The sequence below is a fragment of the Alicyclobacillus tolerans genome, assembly GCF_900142255.1.
GTDB lineage: Bacteria > Bacillota > Bacilli > Alicyclobacillales > Alicyclobacillaceae > Alicyclobacillus_I > Alicyclobacillus_I tolerans.
On the sequence record NZ_FRAF01000003.1, the window covers coordinates 75,202 to 95,359 of the forward strand.

The 20,158-nt window shown below is 44.8% G+C and carries 20 protein-coding genes; 16 read left to right on the forward strand and 4 right to left on the reverse strand.

The window, feature by feature from the left end; genetic code table 11:
* Window positions 1-232 precede the first annotated feature (232 nt).
* The 6 genes from BUA75_RS16360 (at window position 233) to BUA75_RS02475 (ending at window position 3,671) form a co-directional block, all read left to right on the forward strand.
* Window positions 233-358 carry a hypothetical protein gene (locus BUA75_RS16360; protein WP_255567408.1) on the forward strand — a complete coding sequence of 42 codons (126 nt, stop codon included), beginning with the start codon at window positions 233-235 and terminating at the stop codon, window positions 356-358.
* A gap of 232 nt (window positions 359-590) precedes the next feature.
* Complete coding sequence (locus BUA75_RS16055) at window positions 591-794, forward strand: hypothetical protein (RefSeq protein ID WP_129583490.1); 204 nt, start codon at window positions 591-593, stop codon at window positions 792-794.
* Complete coding sequence (locus BUA75_RS02465) at window positions 764-2,233, forward strand: prenyltransferase/squalene oxidase repeat-containing protein (protein WP_072873004.1); 1,470 nt, start codon at window positions 764-766, stop codon at window positions 2,231-2,233. The genes BUA75_RS16055 and BUA75_RS02465 overlap by 31 nt, the downstream gene beginning before the upstream one ends.
* Window positions 2,217-2,375, forward strand: coding sequence for a hypothetical protein (locus BUA75_RS15815; RefSeq protein ID WP_207549688.1), 159 nt, complete (start codon window positions 2,217-2,219; stop codon window positions 2,373-2,375). Before BUA75_RS02465 ends, BUA75_RS15815 begins: the two co-directional genes overlap by 17 nt.
* A gap of 221 nt (window positions 2,376-2,596) precedes the next feature.
* Window positions 2,597-2,902: a hypothetical protein gene (locus BUA75_RS02470; protein ID WP_072873005.1), complete on the forward strand. Its 306-nt coding sequence runs from the start codon at window positions 2,597-2,599 to the stop codon at window positions 2,900-2,902.
* A gap of 145 nt (window positions 2,903-3,047) precedes the next feature.
* Window positions 3,048-3,671, forward strand: coding sequence for a LysE/ArgO family amino acid transporter (locus BUA75_RS02475; RefSeq protein ID WP_072873006.1), 624 nt, complete (start codon window positions 3,048-3,050; stop codon window positions 3,669-3,671).
* Between the two features lie 111 nt (window positions 3,672-3,782).
* On the opposite strand, the gene BUA75_RS02480 is transcribed toward BUA75_RS02475, so the two are convergent.
* The gene (locus tag BUA75_RS02480; protein WP_072873007.1) at window positions 3,783-4,004 is read right to left on the reverse strand and encodes a hypothetical protein; all 222 of its coding nucleotides are present in this window, start codon (window positions 4,002-4,004) and stop codon (window positions 3,783-3,785) included.
* 232 nt (window positions 4,005-4,236) lie between these two features.
* On the opposite strand from BUA75_RS02480, the gene BUA75_RS02485 reads away from it, so the two are divergent.
* From BUA75_RS02485 to BUA75_RS02525, 9 genes are all read left to right on the forward strand, one after another.
* Complete coding sequence (locus tag BUA75_RS02485) at window positions 4,237-5,058, forward strand: COG4705 family protein (RefSeq protein ID WP_072873008.1); 822 nt, start codon at window positions 4,237-4,239, stop codon at window positions 5,056-5,058.
* 413 nt (window positions 5,059-5,471) lie between these two features.
* Window positions 5,472-6,728 (forward strand): sugar ABC transporter substrate-binding protein, encoded by a 1,257-nt coding sequence (locus tag BUA75_RS02490; RefSeq protein ID WP_072873009.1) that lies wholly within the window; start codon window positions 5,472-5,474, stop codon window positions 6,726-6,728.
* A 78-nt stretch (window positions 6,729-6,806) separates the two neighbouring features.
* Entirely contained in the window at window positions 6,807-7,772 is a 966-nt protein-coding gene (locus BUA75_RS02495; RefSeq protein WP_072873086.1) for a carbohydrate ABC transporter permease, read from the forward strand.
* Window positions 7,769-8,671, forward strand: a complete 903-nt coding sequence (locus tag BUA75_RS02500) for a sugar ABC transporter permease (RefSeq protein WP_072873010.1) — start codon at window positions 7,769-7,771, stop codon at window positions 8,669-8,671. Before BUA75_RS02495 ends, BUA75_RS02500 begins: the two co-directional genes overlap by 4 nt.
* 44 nt (window positions 8,672-8,715) lie before the next feature.
* Window positions 8,716-9,762, forward strand: coding sequence for a LacI family DNA-binding transcriptional regulator (locus tag BUA75_RS02505; RefSeq protein ID WP_072873011.1), 1,047 nt, complete (start codon window positions 8,716-8,718; stop codon window positions 9,760-9,762).
* A gap of 58 nt (window positions 9,763-9,820) precedes the next feature.
* Complete coding sequence (locus BUA75_RS02510; protein ID WP_072873012.1) at window positions 9,821-11,557, forward strand: alpha amylase N-terminal ig-like domain-containing protein; 1,737 nt, start codon at window positions 9,821-9,823, stop codon at window positions 11,555-11,557.
* Window positions 11,558-11,581: 24 nt separating this feature from the next.
* Window positions 11,582-13,972, forward strand: coding sequence for a glycoside hydrolase family 31 protein (locus tag BUA75_RS02515; RefSeq protein WP_072873013.1), 2,391 nt, complete (start codon window positions 11,582-11,584; stop codon window positions 13,970-13,972).
* A gap of 165 nt (window positions 13,973-14,137) precedes the next feature.
* Window positions 14,138-14,653: an acyl-CoA thioesterase gene (locus tag BUA75_RS02520; RefSeq protein WP_370541541.1), complete on the forward strand. Its 516-nt coding sequence runs from the start codon at window positions 14,138-14,140 to the stop codon at window positions 14,651-14,653.
* A 71-nt stretch (window positions 14,654-14,724) separates the two neighbouring features.
* Complete coding sequence (locus BUA75_RS02525) at window positions 14,725-15,999, forward strand: MFS transporter (protein ID WP_072873015.1); 1,275 nt, start codon at window positions 14,725-14,727, stop codon at window positions 15,997-15,999.
* Between the two features lie 123 nt (window positions 16,000-16,122).
* Here the strand turns inward: BUA75_RS02525 and rpiA are convergent, their stop codons facing one another.
* The 3 genes from rpiA to BUA75_RS02540 are packed head-to-tail and all read right to left on the reverse strand — an operon-like array spanning window position 16,123 to window position 19,100.
* Window positions 16,123-16,815, reverse strand: a complete 693-nt coding sequence (rpiA, locus tag BUA75_RS02530) for a ribose-5-phosphate isomerase RpiA (RefSeq protein ID WP_278247829.1) — start codon at window positions 16,813-16,815, stop codon at window positions 16,123-16,125.
* Window positions 16,812-17,759, reverse strand: coding sequence for a ketopantoate reductase family protein (locus BUA75_RS02535; RefSeq protein ID WP_072873017.1), 948 nt, complete (start codon window positions 17,757-17,759; stop codon window positions 16,812-16,814). The genes rpiA and BUA75_RS02535 overlap by 4 nt, the downstream gene beginning before the upstream one ends.
* A gap of 42 nt (window positions 17,760-17,801) precedes the next feature.
* Window positions 17,802-19,100: an MFS transporter gene (locus BUA75_RS02540; RefSeq protein WP_072873018.1), complete on the reverse strand. Its 1,299-nt coding sequence runs from the start codon at window positions 19,098-19,100 to the stop codon at window positions 17,802-17,804.
* Window positions 19,101-19,327: 227 nt separating this feature from the next.
* Here BUA75_RS02540 and liaF point away from each other — a divergent pair, with 227 nt between their 5' ends.
* On the forward strand, window positions 19,328-20,158 hold the full coding sequence (liaF, locus tag BUA75_RS02545; protein ID WP_072873019.1) for a cell wall-active antibiotics response protein LiaF: 831 nt from the start codon (window positions 19,328-19,330) through the stop codon (window positions 20,156-20,158).

Genomic DNA, 20,158 nt, shown 5'->3' on the forward strand with positions numbered 1-20,158 from the left:
TATACCACTGCCTGTAGAAGCTCAGCAAACATATTTTGGAGCATGTCACAAGTGAAGGGAGTGAACCGCATGTACGGAACATTTGGTGGATACACTCGTTGGGCGGTCGTGTTCCTTATCATCTTTGTCCTGTTCTTCTTACTTGTTCCGGCTTATGGCGCAGGAGCAGCTTATTAAGAAGAGCAACGATGCAAATCTAACGGATAGGAAATTGAAAGGAGGATTTTGACTTATGTACGATGGCGGCGTATTTGGTGGATATACTCGTTGGGCAGTTGTATTCCTCATCATCTTCGTACTCTTCATCCTGCTCGTTCCAGCTGTAACAACAACCTGCACAACCACCCCTGTTTATTGATTTAGTGCGGGTCCCCTGGCTGCGTCTGTGGCGTTTACGCCCTTACGTAGCCAGTTTTTATTTGGAGTTTATGGATGGAACGATGACCCTAAAGAGGATTCCGTGGATATCTTCATAAGGTTGACAAGTTTCAGTCATTCGCCGACAGCAAATTACCTGCTATGGAATACGTTGTTTGTGTCTGTTGCAGGAAGTGTATGGATTGTCTGTCTTTATATACTATTAATTTACAATGCTTTCATCTGTACTGGAAAATTCCATTCAACAGCTTCTCGATTCACAAATGTCAGATGGCAGTTGGAAGGATTGTTTTGATACCGGTTGTATGCCAGATGCCCAGACTGCCATCAGTTTATATTTGCTAGATTGGAAAGACTGGCAGTGGATTGAAGTGCTGCTAACACGTTGTTTTTCAAATACTCTCCTATTGATATAGAAGACTTAGTTACATTTACTCGTCTTCATGTGCGGCCTATGCTGATTTTATCCAGCCTTCAATATGTCGCATGTCCTTCCGGCAATTTCTTTTTGAAAGAGTTGTTAACGGATCGACAAAAACGGACTGTTCTTCGTACTACAATGTATCATTCAGTAAATTGGCTAAAAAATGCAGCGTTTCGCCGCTGTGTGACTTGGATGGATGAGGAGCAGGAGGCGGATGGCACGTTGGGAGGATATCATTCCTCCAGCTTTTTATGGGTGTTTGCAAAGCTAGCCCTAGGTTATCCACGTGATCATCCAGAAGTCGAAAGAATTTTGTCTGCTATTCGTCAGTCTTTATATCAAGATATTGAAGACGATTTTTATCATCAACAAACTTGCGATGCACATATTTGGAACACAGCGTTGGCCATGCAGGCTCTCGGTTCTTGCGGAATATTGACAAATTCCATGACCCTTCGTAAGGCAGCACAATACTTGTTAGCGAAACAGCATCGTATACCGGACAGATTGATGAAGAACCAAGGTAAACAGTTAGGAGGGTGGGCATTTTCCAGCAACAATACGTGTCATCCTGATGTAGATGACACGGTAGCCTCCTTAGAAGCGTTGGCACCCTTGGCAGACGAATGTGCGGAAGCATGGTGGCAGGGAATAGACTGGCTATTATCTATGCAGAATCGAGATGGAGGTTGGTCAGCGTTTGAGAAGGATTGCAATCAGTATTGGCTCGATTGGCTGCCAGCCAATGATATGAAAAGAGCTATGATTGATCCCTCTACACCGGATATTACAGGACGTGTAGTGGAGTTTCTGGTCAATCATAAGATTTTGTCGTGCTGGGATGCGAGAGTCAGGAAAGCTATTTATTGGTTACGTAATCATCAGGAAGCAGATGGCTCTTGGTTTGGACGTTGGGGAACGACTTACATCTATGGAACTTGGTGTGCTGTTAAGGCACTGGTGGTAGTGGGCATACCGAGTGACGATGAATCTCTAAGAAAGGCGAAAGGTTGGTTGTTATCCATTCAAATGGAGGACGGTAGTTTTGGAGAATCATGCCAAAGTGACTTGTGCGGTAAGTATGTTGAGTTGTCTTTCGGGTTGCCAACTCAGACGGCGTGGGCTTTAGATACACTGCTGTATTTATACCAATTAGAGGTCGAACCGAGAATCAGACAAAGGCTCTGGCTTGCGGCTTGGCGAGCGGCAAGTTGGTTACTTAAACAGGGGGAAAAAGGTAGATGGCATGAAGAGATACCTACTGGCTCAGGATTTCCGGGTGCGTTGCATATACGCTATCACATCTATCCTAAAGTTTGGCCATTGATTGCACTGAACCATTTTCAAAAATGTTTCGAATCAGTAAAGAGGGCGCCGATGAAGGGAGGTGAGCAAAGTGTTAGACCCCAAACTTTTGAATACGTTCCGTAGTCGTATTGCAAATCCTATATATTGGCGTCGCACCTATCGTATACTTCGTTCCTATCATCGTTCAGTGTTGGCCACTCCTGATGGAGTCGGTGAGCTCGTCGATCATCTTTCTGGAGCATTGGCTGGTTTCACAGCGAATTGATCCACAAAATCCTATGCATCAAATAAAAATGTGGAATATAGTCAACGGCGTATGACTACTAAAGAGGGCCAAAATAATTGGTCCTCTTTCTATAGGAAGTCCCATACTTTTTTACATAGGAAAGTCAGATGTTTGATTATGGCATTGGCCGGGGCAGATGAGAAGAAAAATTTATACGATGCAGTGTAAGTGAGTTTTCCAAAAGAGGGGGGGGAGTGCAGATGAATATCATCCTTCACCATCCGGCTATGCTGGCAATGCTCTGGGTTGTTCTTGTACTCATTGGTTTAACGGTTATTTTTCGCATTGTCAACGAGCTCAGAGGCAAATTTGATCTGGAGAAAGTGGCAACATTGCTCACACGCCCTATTCTCATGGATATTTTTCCTCTTTTGCTTTTGGGTTTGCTGATGTTGGCAGATCCAACACATGTAGTCATACTGATTTGGTATTTTGTGGCTGCTATTGCGATTGCTCTTCGGGCACTGGTTGAACTGGTGCGTCAATTGCGGCAACTTCTCTCCTAAGCGGGGGTGTCCCAAAAGTGCTTCAGCACTGAGGGACACTCCTGTTTTCATTTCAGTCTGTATCCATTTACGATAGATATGTTATATGCTCAAAGAAATCGTCTATCGAAAAAAGTATACATAGTTTTTCAAGGGAGATGAATCATTGCTGATAGCTGCTGTTCATGGATTTATCCTTGCCTTAGGACTGATTTTGCCGATAGGCATGCAGAACGGATTTATTCTTACACAAGGAGCCGTAAATCGACGCTGGACAGGAGCTTTGCCTGCGGTTATCACGGCGTCTGTTTGCGATACTGTTTTGGTGAGTTTAGCTGTCCTTGGGTTGTCGGCAGTTGCGCTTCATATTTTCTGGTTACGATATATTTTAGGAATGATTGGAATAGGTTTTCTCTTATATATGGGGTGGAAAACGTGGCAGGACAAAGGCAGTATGGATCAAGACGAGACATCTACGGCATGGCCGCCTAAACGTCAAGTTACTTTTGCAGCTTCTGTTTCTTTATTCAATCCCCATGCTCTTATAGATACGTTAGTGATCCTGGGGGGAAGTGCGCTGGCATATACATCCTGGGCGGATAAAATTGCCTTTGCCTCAGCTTGTTCGGTTGTTTCGTGGATATGGTTCTTTTTCCTTGCGATAGGTGGTCATATCGCTGGAAAAGCTGCTCTCCGCAGTACTTCTTTCAACAAGATCCATCAAGTGGCGGCGGTTATGATGTGGTTATCTGCTATTTATCTTGCTTATATCATTTATACTTTTCAATGAGCCGTAGAGTCAATTCCAGGTAATGTTTTTCGCGCAGACTTAGTTGTAAACAGGGAGTATCCCTCAGTAACGAAGTACTTTTAGGATACTCCTCTTTTTATTGTTGACTGGTTACCTGGACTGTTCTGCAAACACTGGCGCAATCCCGCCTGCTGCATAAATCAGTAAAAGCTCCAGATATTGCGGATGTAGCATTAGGAATTGATTCATGCGAAAGAGAGACCATTTTTCAAGAAAGCGGACGGGCGTAATGCTCTGGTTTTGTTTGACGGATTGAATCTTTTCCTTTTGACGATCCGTTTTGCGCCGTCGAACAATAACCAGAATGACCATAAATCACCTCCTAAGATAGCTGGTCTTTAGATATGTTTCATGCTTATTCCTGAGTATTTCTCTGCATGCAGGTCCAAATTTTTTTTGAAAAAAATTTAAAATATATTTTTAGCAACCCAAAAAATGGATTATACCGACACTTTCGGTTTAGGATTGTGTTAGGATTTTAAAAGAGTAAGTGAAACTGTTCATTTATAAGATCTTGATTCAGAGAGTGAGGAATTTTTAGAGAATGCGTCAATTGCGAACGACGGTTCTGAATCAACAGTCCCAACCTTTTACGAAAGTACCTGAAATCACCGCTTATTTTTGGATTGTCAAATTACTGACCACAGCTATGGGAGAAGCTACCTCCGATTTTTTGGTCTATCATATGAATCCGTATGTAGCGGTAATATTGGGCGGGATTTGTTTTCTGGCGTCTATGATTTTGCAATTCAGTGTAAAACGTTATATTGCCTGGGTTTATTGGCTGGCAGTAGTTATGGTTGCTATTTTTGGTACGATGGTGGCCGATTCAACGCATGTAGCTTTGGGTGTTCCTTATGTATATTCTTCCGCCTTTTACGCTGTCTGTCTTGCGGTGGTGCTCATACTGTGGTACTGGAGCGAAAAAACGCTTTCGATTCACAGCATTTATACACGTCGACGTGAAATGTTTTATTGGGCTACCATTTTAGCTACTTTTGCTCTTGGTACCGCTACTGGTGATATGACAGCTACAGCATTTCATCTAGGGTATTTAGCGTCTGGAATTTTATTTATATTTTTGATTTTAATCCCAGCTTTCGGTTATCGCTATTTTCACTTTAATGCTATTTTTTCTTTTTGGTTTGCTTATATTCTTACACGTCCACTGGGAGCTTCTTTTGCTGATTGGTTTGGAATGCCTAAATATGTAGGTGGTTTAGGTTATGGTAAAGGTCCTGTCAGTATTGTACTGACCTGCTGTATCATTATCTTGGTTGGCTATTTGACGATAACTAAAAAAGATGTTCAAGCTGAGCCAATCAAGCCTGCATTGTCTCGTTCATCGTTCGAGAGCTCCTCATGATGAAAGCATGAGGAGGAACGTAAGGTTTCTCTAAAGAATTTCATCAGGCATCGGTAGGATAAGAAATACCTCTAAACCGCTCAAAAGCGGGGTAGGAGGTTTTTTTGTTTGAGCACTTCAGAATTTGCATCTTGAATAGGCAACCACTAGTTCGATAGTGATGCATTCGATTGCATATGAAAGCTATTACATGTGCAATAAATTGGCACACAATGCTTATTTTGAAGTTCTTTTTCTCACGTTTTGCTTATAAATTATGTTATCAAATGTTTGAGATGAAAATTTTCTCGTAAAGATATTGATTTTTTGTAATTTGGGCAGTATAGTTTGTACAAACGTTTGCATAAAGCTGAGAGATGTAAATCGCTAGTGAAAACGTCTTCAACGCATTGACTATTTGAGGGGGCTAAATTATGAAAAAAACTCGTTTAGCTACTGGTGCGGCTGCGCTGGTTGTCATGGGCGGTCTGGTTGCTGGATGTGGCAGTCCGAATTCAAATTCCACCAATTCAAGCGGATCGACAACATCTGGTTCCCTTCCTAAAGGGCAAACAATCACGGTTTGGTCTTGGGCGGGTGGACCGCAGTTGCAGGACGTGAAAAAGATTGCTGATGCATGGGCTAAGAAGCATGGTGATACCGTGAAAGTTGTGGATGAAAGCCACAATGCAAATGGTTTTCAGTTCTATGCAACAGCCGCGCGTTCAGGAAAAGGACCTGATATTGTCTTCGGCATGCCGCATGACAATAATGGTACTTTTGCTGAAGAAGGCTTAATGGCACCAGTGCCGAGTGGCGATATTAACACCAGCAATTATGCACAGTCCGTAGTCGATGCAGTCACTGTCAACGGTACAATTTACTCTGTTCCCGTTTCTGTACAGACAACAGCCTTATTCTATAACACGAGCAAAATTAAAACACCGCCGACGAACTGGACACAGTTTGTTTCGGATGCCAACAAATATGGATTTGCATATGCTCAGCACAATCTATACTTTAATTACGCGTTTGTAGGTGGCCTTGGCGGCTATGTTTTCAAAGACAACAATGGAACGCTTGATCCAAATGATATTGGTTTGGATAATGCAGGAGCCATTAAAGCTTATCAATTGATGTATGATATGGATCACAAATACCATTGGATGCAGCCAAGCTTGACTGGCACCATTGCCTTATCCCAGTTTACTTCTGGCAAAACGGCTATGTACATCAGTGGTCCATGGGATGTGCCGAATATTCAAAAGGCCAAAATCCCATTCTCTATTGCACCGCTGCCTACTCTTTCAAACGGGCATCCAATGACCCCGTTCTTGGGCGTTATTACAGCGTTTGTTTCTTCCAAGAGTCCAAACCAGCCTGCTGACTGGAGTTTGGTAAAAGCTTTAACAAACTCTACAGCGCAAATGGACTACTTTAACGATTCTCAACAAATTCCGGCTTTGACGAGTCTTCAACAATCGTCGACTATCCAAAGTAGTCCAATGTTTAAAGCGTTTGCCGATGAAATTCCTAATGCTGTACCCATGCCCAACATTCCACAGATGCAAGCGGTTTGGAACGCTATGAGTATCTTGAAAAATATTATCAGTGGCCAAGTTTCCCCGGCTCAAGGTGGAAAAGATTTCGTGGCCAATATTCAGAAAGGTATTCAAGTCCAAGGGTCCTGATGACATGTGCTGGAGGAGGCTGGCGTTTGACCAAGCCAGCTTCCTTTTTTCATTCTAGGGGAGGTGTTCATGGTGTCCATGTCTGCGCAAGTACCAAGGCGGTTAAAGTCAGAAATTCCCCGGCCGAAACGGAAAATTCAGTGGATTTCCTATGGGTATATGTCACCTTTGCTCATCACACTTTGTGTTCTGACGTTAGCTCCTATTGCTTATACCATCTATATTTCTTTTACAGATTTTAACCAGCTCCATTTTTTACAGTTTCATTTTGTAGGTTTAAAAAATTACGCAACACTGCTCAATCCGAATAGTCCGCTTTCAACTGTGTTTATTCCTACTCTGATATGGACGATTGTCTATGCAGGCTTGACTACGCTGTTTTGTTATTTTATAGGTTTGTTGCTAGCTATGTTACTCAATAATCCCAATATGAAAGAATCGGTGCTGTATAGAGTGCTGTTAATTTTACCTTGGGTTATACCTTCAGTGGTTACCATGTTGTCCTGGAATGGTCTGCTCAATGATGGCTATGGACAAGTGAATGCTTTTTTGCAGGTATTTGGATTACCCCGGATTCCATGGCAAAGTAGTATTTTCTGGGCCCGTTTTTCCATGATTATGGTCAATGTTTGGGCTGGTTTCCCCTATATGATGACTGTCTGCTTAGGAGCCCTGCAGGCGGTGCCCACAGAATTATACGAGGCTGCAGAAATGGACGGTGCACGCTGGCGGCAAAAATTCCGCTTCATTACTCTACCCGGTGTCTGGAAAGTTTCTCTGCCGCTTCTCATACCTTCCTTCGCATTCAACTTTAACAACTTTAACGCTGCCTATCTGCTAACAGGCGGAGGTCCGGTACGAGACAACAATCAATTTGTTGGATACACGGATATTCTTGCTTCAGAAATTTACAAAATGGGTTTAACGTATAACCGTTACGATTTAGCTTCCGCCATGTCAGTTCTGTTGTTTATTCTGGTAGCTTTCATCAGTTGGTTGAATATGCGCTATACAGGAGCCTTCAAAGGGGGCGAGGAAGCATGAGCATGGCGTCTGCGCCTGTTGTTGTCAAAGAAGAGCAAGCTGAACCAACGCTTAAACTCAGAGCAAGAAAAATGCGGCCTGGTGAACGGTTGGGGTTATGGGCTTCGCGTTTAGTACTGTGGATTGTTATCATTTTAGTGTTGCTGCCTATCTGGTTTGTATTCACAGCATCCATCAATCCCATCAATAACGTGACATCGTTTCAATTGATTCCACCTCATGCAACCTTTGCAAACTATCAGCAGTTGTTGTTTCATAGCAGTTTCTTTGTTTGGGTCAAAAATACGGTTTTAGCAGGTGTAACTATTGCCATCATACAGGTTTTCATCACTGCTTTCGCCGCCTATGCGTTTGCGCGGATGAGGTTTTGGGGACGCAAGTACGGGTTGATGGTGTTGATTCTGCTACAGATGTTTCCAAATTTACTGGTAGTCATTGCTTATTATTCAGCTCTGTCCAAACTCAACATGATGGATACACTATACTCTTACATTCTTGTGATGATTGGCGGTAGTGCCTTTAATGTCTGGCTTCTGAAGGGATATTTTGATACGGTACCAGTGGAGTTGGATGAAGCGGCAATTATGGATGGCGCCAACTCATGGCAGCGTTTTGTGAGGATTTTGCTTCCACTTGCGCTACCCATGCTGGTGGTCATTTTCCTATTTACACTGGTAGGCATTTTTAGCGACTATGCCATCTCCAGCGCGATACTCATATCGCCCTCCAATTATACGTTGGCTGTTGGTATGTACGGGATGATTTCTAACCACTTTGGTCAGGCATGGGGAGAATTTGCTGCAGCAGCGCTTTTGTCGGCCATTCCGCTTGGTATTATTTTTGGCCTTTGCCAGCGCTGGATTGCTTCTGGTCTAGTGGCCGGATCGGTGAAAGGTTAATCCCGCGTTCTTAAGACAGTAGAGAAAGGCGTGTGTTGTAAACCATGGCCACCATTAAAGATGTTGCTTCGCTCGCCAATGTTTCGGCTTCTACAGTGTCTCGTGTGCTTGCCGATTCGCCGCGCATATCGCCAGAAACGAAAAGGCGTGTACGTGAAGCGTTAGAACAGTTAGATTATCATCCCAATGTTTTTGCGCGCGGTTTGGTCACAAACATGGCGCGTGCCATAGGTATCCTCATACCACCAGGGATGAATGAATTTTTTCAAAATCCATTTTTTGTAGAGATGATGAGCGGTGTATCTGAAGTAGCTCGGGAATCAGGCTGGGATACAGTACTCTCTACTTCTGCAAAAAATGAAGAAGAAGTATTGGACCGAATGATACGAGGTCGACGTGTTGACGGAATTCTTCTCCTTGGCAGTCGCAAGGATGACATTGCCATTCGCAAAATCACGGAAGCTAATTTTCCGGCAGTATTGCTTGGACGTCCTAATCAGGAAATCAATTTCTCTTCAGTTAACAATGATAATGTCCAAGCTGCCTATGAAGCTACACAGCATCTTTTGCAACTCGGTCACGAGCGCATCGGTTTTTTAGGTGGCTACAGTGATTTGTTGGTAACGGTCGATCGCGTTCAAGGATATCGAAAAGCGTTGTTGGAATGGGGAATTCAACCAGAGGAGCGTATGGAAGTCTCGAGCTTCTTTTTGGAGCAAGGGGGCTATCTTGGCATGATGCGCCTGCTGGCTTTGTCCGATAGACCAACGGCTGTGTTAGCCTCTGACGACGTTTTAGCTTTTGGAGCCATGCGAGCAGCAGCAGAACTTGGCTATGCGTTGCCTGAGGAACTAGCTATTGTGGGCTTTAATGATATTCGTTTGGCCGAAATTGCCAATCCTTCTTTGACGAGTGTGCGTGTTCATATGCACGAACTGGGTGTGGCCGCAGGTGAATTACTTTTGGAACAAATTCAAGCGGGTAAACCATTGACCAAGCATCGTGTCATTCAACACGAATTGATTGTTCGTAACTCTTGTGGCGCGCGCCGTATGGGTCAATTATCTCAATCATCCGGTTTGAAGTTTTAGCCAAATCGCTTGTGTTCCATAACGGCTGGGAATTTTATCAAGAGAGAAGTGTTTTGCCGTGCAGATTCGATGGAAATGGTTTCACCGTTCGCAGTCCCCATTTGCTTATGCGCTCACGTCTCATCGGGCACGTCTGGTATGTGCAATCGAAGCAGGCGCTGCTGTAGCTGTTCATGTCTACACGGCAGATCGATATGTCAGTCAATTTGCAAAAGAATGCCTGTGTCAAGAAATGAGAAAAAACGGATCGGACGAAAATTGGGATTGGTATGTCATTGATGTGGAAGTGCCAACAAGGCGACTGCTTTACCAATTTTCAATCACAGATAGGCAAGAGCCAGATGGACTACCTGTATTTTTGGGAGGTCATGGAGCAGACACAGATCGCTCATTGGCGGGGTATTTCCATTTACCCTATCTCTGCTCGCGTGATTTGTATCAGGTGCCTGAGTGGGTTCGCCAGACAACAGTTTATCAAATATTTCCAGACCGTTTTTATCGAGCAGGGAGCAAAGAACATGTTTCGGAGTCGGAATGGTATACCACACCCACTGCAAGTTTGCGTTTAGGTGGAAACTTGGCAGGAATTTTGGAGAAATTGCCTTTTCTACAGGAGTTGGGTGTTGGACTCATCTATTTGACGCCCATTTTTTTGGCGGATTCTAACCATAAATACAATACCACTGATTATCTGCAGGTAGATCCCGATTTCGGCACATTCCACGATGTTGCTCGATTGGTAGAAGAGGCTCATCAACGTGGTATGCGTGTCATGCTTGATGCGGTGTTTAACCATGCCGGATATGATTTTGCTCCTTTTCAGGATGTGCTTCACAAAGGAAAAGATTCGGCTTACTGGGATTGGTTTTTTATTCATGGAGATACGGTAAGCATCGAACCGGTTAATTACGAAACATTCGCCAATGATGTTCGCAGTATGCCTAAACTCAATGTGGCTCATCCGGATGTGGAAGCGTATTTGCTCCAGGTTGCTCGTTATTGGATAGAAGAAATCGGGATTGACGGATGGCGACTGGATGTGGCCAACGAAGTTGATCATGTTTTTTGGAGAAAATTTAGAGAAACTGTAAAGTCGTGTCATCCGCAATCCTTGATCATTGGCGAGGTATGGCATGACAGTTTGCCTTGGCTGCAAGGTGATCAGTTTGATGGCGTGATGAATTACCTGTTTCGCGAGAATGTACTTGATTATTTTATCCGTGAAACAACGGATGAAAAAACTTATGCAGCCCGTATGACCAATCTTTTATATAGCTATCCTCGACAGGCAAACCTTTGCATGTTTAATTTGCTGGGCAGCCATGACACGGAACGTGTTATGACCTTGGCCAATCATCGGGAAGATAAAGTCGCACGGGCGTTGATTGCTCAGTTTACGTTTCCTGGAATGCCAATGATTTATTATGGTGACGAGGTTGGTATGGAAGGAGGCGCCGATCCTGATTGCCGTCGCGGCATGGAGTGGCGCAAAGAGAGGCAGAATCAAAATATCTTGAATCTGATAAAACGCTTGGCGCGTCTCAAACGTGAAGAATCAGCACTGGCGTCTGATTATTTGAATTTTTTGCGGGTGGAGCCGGGAATTTTGCAATATGAACGAGTGAGCGAGGACAGTAGGTCGCGGGTTTTGATCACTTTCAACCATCGTCCATCGACGGTGTCATTGCCAATATCGGGTGAGGTTTTGTTGGCTTACCCTGAACAAGCATACGATTTGTCGAGCCAGATGCTTGCTCCGGACGGAGTTGTGATTACTCGTGTGGATACAAAATGAATCTATAAGCTTGGAGTGGAAGCGATGCAATCTAGTGAAGCTATACATCCTGAACGTTTAGGTTCTTACGATCAGCAGTCTGCAGGATATTGGCTTGAACAAATGATAAGTACGCATCAAGAAAAGCATACTCTATGCGTTTCTTTTCAACATGACATACAAGTCAAGGTTCGTCATTTGACGGAGTCTATCGTACGTCTGACTGTACAAGCTGGTTCAGATACTGACTCTGTACCGTCACCTGGCATCACACCGCTCGCGGCGCAGCCATTCACCATAGAAGAGAATCAATCCTCTGTGGTTTCCCGATTTGGAGAGCTGGCTGTCACGATTAGTAACGGATCGCCCGCCAGTCTGAGCATTTCAGACTCACAGGGGGTATCTCGGCTTCGTGTGGATTCTATACGTTTTTTTGCGGATGGCAGCAGTCAATTGAGACTTGCTTCTGAGGCAGAAGCTGACTATTTTGGCCTAGGCGAAAAGACTGGCTGGCTTAGCAAACAAGGCAGTAAGACGGTCATGTGGAATTCTGATGTTTACGCACCTCATAACTTGGAAACGGAAGCGCTCTATGTTTCTATACCCTACCTTCTGAAATTGGACGCCAAAGGGGCGACAGGTTTTCTGCTGGACGCGCCAGCGAAAAGCGAGTGGAATTTACAGAAATCTCATCAAGAGATTACCATAACTCTGGATACAGGCGCGGTTGATTTTTATGTCATACTCGGTCAAGACGCCAAACAGGTTACCGAGCGATACACAGAACTTTCGGGACGTATGCCGCTGCCGCCTGCCTGGTCGCTCGGGTACCACCAGTCGCGCTACTCTTACATGAGTCAACAGGAAGTCGAGCAATTGGCGGAGGAATTTCGCTCTCGCGAGATCCCTTGCGACGCCATTCATTTGGATATTCACTATATGCGTGGTTACCGTGTCTTTACTTTTGATGCCAATCGTTTTCCCAATCCAAAAAAAATGGTAGGCAACTTATTGGAGCAAGGGTTTCACATTGTTCCTATTGTCGATCCCGGTGTGAAACGGGATGTGGAATATACCGTATATCAAGAAGGTGTCAGTGGGAATTATTTTTGTCGACGCTTAGAAGGAGAACTTTATTTTGGCGAGGTTTGGCCAGGAATCAGCGCTTTTCCGGATTTCACTTCATCGGCAACCCGCAGCTGGTGGGGAGAAAAACATAAATTTTATACACAATTAGGTATCCAGGGTATTTGGAATGATATGAATGAACCTGCTGTTTTTAACGAAAGCAAGACCATGGAACTGGATGTCATGCATCAGGCAGAGGGACGTCCGCAGCCGCACAGGGCTCTTCACAATTTGTATGGATTACAAATGTCCCGAGCAACTTACGAAGGTTTACGAGAGCAGCTTCAAGGAGAGCGCCCTTTTGTCCTGACGCGTTCTGGCTATATTGGTGTGCAACGTTATGCGGCGGTCTGGACTGGCGACAATCGTTCTTTTTGGGAACACATGGAGATGGCGGTTCCTATGTTGTTGAACATGGGACTTTCCGGTATCCCCTTTGCTGGCGTGGATGTGGGTGGCTTTGCTTACGATACGCAACCGGAATTGCTTGCACGTTGGACACAATTGGGGGCGTTTCTGCCGTTTTTCCGCAATCATAGCGCGATTGACGCAATTCGTCAGGAACCATGGCGGTTTGGTGAAGAAATTGAGGCTGTCTGTCGAGCAGCTATCGCTCGCAGATATCGGTTGATTCCGTATCTTTATTCCGTATTTGCTGAAGCCGCGCGTAAGGGATGGCCTGTGGTTCGCCCAATTTTTATGGAAGCTCCAGGAGACAGCACCGCCCGTACGGTAGCTGATGAATTTTTTGTCGGTCGGCATCTGTTGGCCGCTCCGGTTTTGCGACCACAGCAGAGAAAACGCATGGTCTACTTTCCGGAAGGTGAGTGGGTGGATGTGGAAAGCGGTCTAACCTATAGCGGTGCCCAGTATCATATTGTCGATGCTCCGCTGAGTCATATGCCGCTTTTTGCCCGAGCGGGTGCTCCCATAGCTGAAACGGATGTGTATTCACACCTCCAATTTGAGCACCAAGATGTCTTGCGAATCGTTTTTTATGGTCACCCTGTTGGAGAGACGGCTGAAACGTTGGATCTATATGAAGACGACGGTCATAGTTTCGCGTACGAACAAAAAAATGCTTACAACTTAGTTCGCATACAGTCTAAACGGCGAGGCAACGAGTGGATTGTCACTTTGGATTTGGTGCATGAAGGGTATTCAACACCATACACGTATCGGGAATTGCGGTTTACCGGTGCAGCTAAGTGTTGGCAAATCGATACGGATTATCGGCAGGATGGGGATGATATCATCGTCCAACTGCCAGTTGGCCAGACAAGTAGGTTGATTCTCCGACCTATGTAAGAAATCGTCTGCCGGGTCTATTCCTGTGCTGGGAATAGCCCGGATTTTTTATCGCGATCGCGCTGAGAATGAATTGTGCGGAATGGGCAGGCTATCCAAAGAAAGTTTTGGATTATACAATTGACAGTGTATCAGTGAAAGACGAGATGGATGGAGAGAAGAAACATGGTACAAAACGCAAAAAAATGCTCAGAATCAAGATGTGTCAAAATTAGCCGTGTCTTTCCCACAGATTTGAACGATCATAACACGCTCTTTGGTGGTAAATTAATGGCCTACATTGATGATGTGGCTTCTATATCAGCCGCTCGGCATGCCCGGGCTGAAGTGGTTACCGCATCTACCGACTCGGTTGACTTTCTTTGCCCGATTAGTCAAAAAGATTCGGTGTGTCTAACTTCTTACGTAACCTGGACAGGTACCAGTTCTATGGAGATTTTCGTAAAAGTAGTGGCGGAAGATTTAAAAACGGGTGAGCGTCGGATAGCGGCTACCGCCTTTCAGACGTTTGTGGCGCTTGATGAAGAAGGCAAACCTGTGCCTGTGCCAAAAGTGATACCTGAGACAGAGGAGGAGAAGCTGCTGTATGAAACGGCTCCGCAAAGAGCGGAGGCTCGTATGCGGCATCGCCAAGAAAGTAAGAAAATTGCAGAGCGGCTCTCACCGGCTAAATTTTGGTAAACAGAATTTTTGTTTAAACTGATTTGCTAGAAGGAAATGAAATTTCCAGAGCGTATATTCTCTGTAACATCATGGGGGTGAGAGAACTGCGCTCGCTTTGGAAAAATCGCAATTTTACTATTTTATACTCTGGCCAGTTAGTCTCAAGTATTGGCAACAATCTGTTCCTGCTTGCGCTACCGTGGTTTATTTACACTACCACACACTCTAGGGCAGACATGATTTGGGTGGGTCTAGCTACAACCATACCGGGATTGGTGGGGCTTTTCAGTGGAGTCTATGTAGATCGATTCCCTAAACGAATGGTCATGCTACTATCAGATTTGATTCGTATGTTGCTGATGCTGCTCTTGGCGGTGTTTGGTTTCTTGCATCTGTCCGTGGCTTTAACCATTGCAGGAGTATTCTTTTTGGAGGCTGTGGGCATGTTTTTTATGCCAGCTTCCCGTGCGCTTCTTCCCCTTATTGTAAAACCTGAAGAACAGCCAGCCGCTGTAGGCTTTGATCAATCCTCTAATGCTATGGTCAGTTTGGTCAGTCAAGCGGTTGGCGGAGTACTCTATGTGTGGTTGGGTGGACCTATTCTCTTTCTTCTCAATGCAATCTCCTTTTTATCATCAATCTTTACATTACCCATGATTCGGGTCGAGGAAAAAATAGAAAAGAGAGCTCATGCTTCTTTCTTCAGTGATTGGAAGGCAGGCTTGCAAACTATGTATCAATCCAGCCTGTTCTTCTGGATTTCGATTTCAGCAATGATTTTTAACATCGGCACTGCTGGACTCTCTATTCTTTTGCCGATGTGGATTAAAACGGGTCTGCATTTGAATGCCAGTTGGCTTGGTGTCATGATGGGAGCCATTGCTCTTGGAGATGTGGTCGGGGGACTATTTATTGGGGCATTGACCAAAATATTCAGTTTTCAACAGGGTATACTCTTGGGCGGGTTCACCATCAGTATCTTTTTTGCTGGGGTAGGTATAGTTCCTAATCCATACGCTGATACAGTTTTTCTCTTTATCGGTTCAATGGGTGGAGCGCTGATGATGAGCGTGACCGCGCTTAAATTGATGTCAGCTCCCGGTACGCTTCGTGGTCGATTGTTTGCAACCATGAATGGGTTTGCACGACTCATGACGCCGCTTGGCATGGTGCTCGTAGGTGTGTTGAGCATGTATATGGATTTGCGGTGGGTTTTTGTCATCTGTGGGGCGCTTGTAGTGATGGGTCTCTTGCGTATGATTTTTCCCATCCGAGACGATATGGCGAATCTGCAAATCAAGGCCGATTCAGAGGCCGTTATAACAGAAAGTTCGATTGGTGAGGAGCCCGTTGTAGAATCCTGATTTTAAACCGAGAAAGAGAATGAAAAAAAGTGCATCGATAAGGGGCAGGCGGCAAGAGATGCGCTGTAGGCGCATCCATGCCGCCTGATTCCATTTTGAGATGAATAAGAGGCTATTTGCGCATTAAGGTAATGGGGCCATGTCAGAGACTAAATGACCAACTTGCTCTCCGTCACTCCAAAATACGTCATTGGCCATGTTGCAGAAGAGTCCCGTTTCCACAACTCCAAGCAGGGATTTTAACTGCTCATGCAGTGCAGCAGGTTGTTGAATGGCACCAAAGTCGCAGTCATAGATATAGTTGTGATTATCGGTTTGATACACTACGGAATCTTTGTGGCGCAAATAGGTTTTGCATCCCAGTGCGGCAATTCTCCGCGCCGTGTGCTCGTGTCCAAAAGCAGCAACTTCAATGGGCAATTTAAATTTGCCCAGCGTTTGCACACGCTTGCTGGCGTCTACTACAATCACAAAACGTCGCGCTAGGGATGCCACCATCTTTTCCCGAAACAGTGCGCCGCCACCGCCTTTGATGAGATTGAAATGATCATCTACCTCATCTGCTCCGTCAATGGCGATGTCCAATGTTTCAGCGCGATTGATATCCACAAAGGGTATACCGTGTTCGCCAGCCAATTTTTCTGTTTCGCGCGATGTACAGACACACTGGATTTTCAACCCTTCTGCTATACGCCTGCCAATGGCTTCAATGGCATAATAGACGGTCGATCCGGTTCCCAGCCCAACCCACATGCCATTTTCAATGAGTTCTACAGCCGCCTCGGCGGCCAATTTTTTCCCGTTTTGTTGAGTCACTTGAGGGTGACACCCCATTCCACATGTTGTGGTTTACCCTGAATGTATGGATGAAGTAAAGCGTAGATAGCAGCCAGATGTGGCGCAGCAATTTGATGCTTGTGGGCTCGTCGCAAAAATCCGCCCTGCAAACTTTCCAGTTCGAGAGGCAGTCCTTTTTCCAAATCACGATGCATGGAAGAAGTAAGGCTGGGAGAGGCTTTTTGCATGCGTACAGCAATCTCTTTCGCCATTTCGGTGGGGAGTTGAGCACCTTCGGCACGCGCAATGCGAATAATCTCCTCAGCAAGGGAGTGCAAATAAGCCAAACTGAATTCATCATTCACAAAAACGCCAACCGGACTGCGTGTAGCCGCTGTCATGCCGCTCAGACAAGTGAGAAATGTATACTTTCGCCACATTTCTGTTTCAATTTGTTCACTCAGTGTCACTCGGAATTTCCCTAGCAGCATGGTCTGATAAAGCTGCTCCGCAAACTCTTTTTGCTCTTCGCTGCGTGGACCAAAAACGAGATCGTGCATTGGACCTGCTTTGCGGACATGGCCATCTTCATCGAGTGTGGTTTCAATGTAACAAGTACCGCCCAGCACCCTATGAGCTCCATATCGCTCGCTTAAAATATCGAGGTGATCCATACCGTTAAGAAGGGGTAGTAAGCGCGCGCCACGTTTGACAACTTCGTCAAGGGTAGGAAAAGCTGCTTCAAGATGATAGTTTTTTAATGCCACCAGGAGCACATCAACATGACCGAGCTCTTCAGGCGTAGCCGCGAGATCGAGTTCTAGCTGCCATTCTTCATCATCGGTATGAATCCAAAGTTTATGTTCTCGTAATTGCTGGTAGCGCTTTGGGCGAACCAAAAACCGCACAGGTACACCTGCCATGGCCAGTCGCCCGCCAAAATATCCTCCGACAGCGCCAGCTCCCAATATGCCAATGCGCATACGCTCTACCTTCTTTCTCTGAGAATTGTCCTCCTCAGAGTATCACATTTCTGGCAAATCTACAGAAAGTGAATCCTTTTGCAAGTGTGGAAAATCATTACTGGACAACGCCATTTGTTCCAAAGCAGACAAGGAGATGTCTTTCATATTGGGAAACGTGTAAAAGATACTGCTTATGATGGTCAGTGCACCAATCCCAATCAGTAAAATAAAGAGCGGAACATGAGAAAGTAACAATGTCACGATGACGAGTCCTAAAGGTGCGGCAATGCTCACTATAGCCGAAAGACTACCAAAAATCCGGCCTTGCAAATTTTTTGGAATGGAGCGCATGAGTATAGCAAACAGATAGCTGTTGACGTTACCCATGGATATGCCCATGATGAAGGTTAAAACAGATGTCCAAGTTGCATGGTGTACGAGGGAGATGAGTACCACCATTAACCCCATGATAAACAGGCTATTTCCAAACTGCCATCGTGTGGAAAACCGTCGTCCTAATTCTGCGGAAAGTAAACTTCCAAGAATGGTGCCAAGTGATGAACTCGTTTCAATAATGGCCAAAACGAGTGCTGTACCATGCAGTGGCCCTTTAACCCAGGCTGTCAACAGGATGAAGAAAGGGGTAAGCGCAAAATTGGCCACAATGGCAGTGGCAATAATCACCTTCATAACTTTGAACTTCCAAATCAATTGGATTCCTGCTATCCATTCCCGCCAAAAATTTTTTAATCCAGATAGATTGGAAGCATTTGTTTTGGACAGTGGTGTATCATTTTTAGCTTTTAAAAACAGCAGACTGAGAGAAGAGACAAAAAAAGAAAGGCCGTTCAATAAAAATAACATAGGAGCTCCAATCAGAGCGATTAACACTCCGCCTGCCATGGTGCCAATGATTTGAGATGTACTGTTCATGGATTGCAGCAGCCCTGTGGCCAAAGGAATCTCCTCATCACTAACAATCCTAGGAACAAAAGCAGATGAAGCTGGACTGAAGACAGAACCAGCTATGCCAAGCAGTAGTTGTAAAAGAAGGATTAGCCAAAGCTGAAAATGGATTATTACAGAAACCGTCATGGCCAGGCAGAGTATTGCGCGTATGAAATCACTGAGCAGCATGGTCCAGCGTTTAGACCAGCGATCGACAAATACCCCTGAGAAAAGTGTGAAAAAACTTGGAATCATACCCATAATTCCGCTTAAGGCCAAATCTGTTGTCGATTTGGTCATCAGTAAAACGTACCAGGGCAGAGCAAGTGAAAATAAATTACTGCCCACACTGGATACAAATTGGCCAGAGAAAAGGATCAGGAATAACCGATTCCTTAAAAGTAAGTGCATCAGGGGGGCCTCCTAGTCTCTATGATTATAATTGAATTTTATCCTTGTGGATATCCTGAAAAATCCATCTCAATTCCTATATGTATCTCCGACTTTTGGTGGATAACGTGATCGGACCAAAAGGGGTTGCCGTTTTGGGTCTATCCTTGTATGCTTCGTCTTAATTCGAATAAAGGATTGCCAGCAAAGTGATTGTTCTAATTGGAGTAGAGTATGGGGGGCTATGAATGAGGCGTGGTACTCATTGGGGCATTATTATTATACTTATAGGTTTGCTTTATTTGCTCTATTTTTTTCATGTTTTTCCCCATCCGGGTTCTTGGTTCAATGGTGGTTCCATCATATATGGAATTTTGGCGGTGCTGTTTTTGTATTTTACACTCTCGCGGAGACGAGTGCGGGGAAGAATCTGGTCATTTTACATTTTTATCATCTTCACATATCTCTGCTTGTATCACACCAAACTTTTCCCCTGGCTCAACCAGATTCGACAGCCGTGGCAATTGATGTTGGGGCTTTTTATTATATTTGTCGGTTTTTATGTCTTAATTCGTGGCAGAATTCCTGTCATTCGAATTGAAAATAACTCCAAAAACCAAACGGAAACCACTGGTTATCGGCAATCGTCTTCATTTCGCAAGTTTGTATCGTTAGGGCAACATTCAATGCCATTTTCAACTAATTTACCTGTTTTTGGAAAGCGTTTATTGGGGGAAATAAACATAGGTAGAGGGGCGTGGAAACTGCGCAGTGGAGAATACTGGTTGGGAATTGGCGAATTGCGTCTCAATCTTGCTACAGCTCATGTCGACGATGGCGAGTATACAATTTTGGTACACGGTTGGATAGGTGAAATTCGTATTCTTGTACCGGAAGGGTTGGATGTACGCGTGGAAGCAACACTGGGAATGGGGGAAGTTCAAATTTTTGGCGACTCGCATGAAGGAATCATTCGCTATCCTGTTCTATATGAAGATCCCACCTACGGAATTTCCAAACGGAGGGTGCGGCTTTTGACCCAATTACGCGTTGGTGAATTGACCGTGATGCGAGTGTGA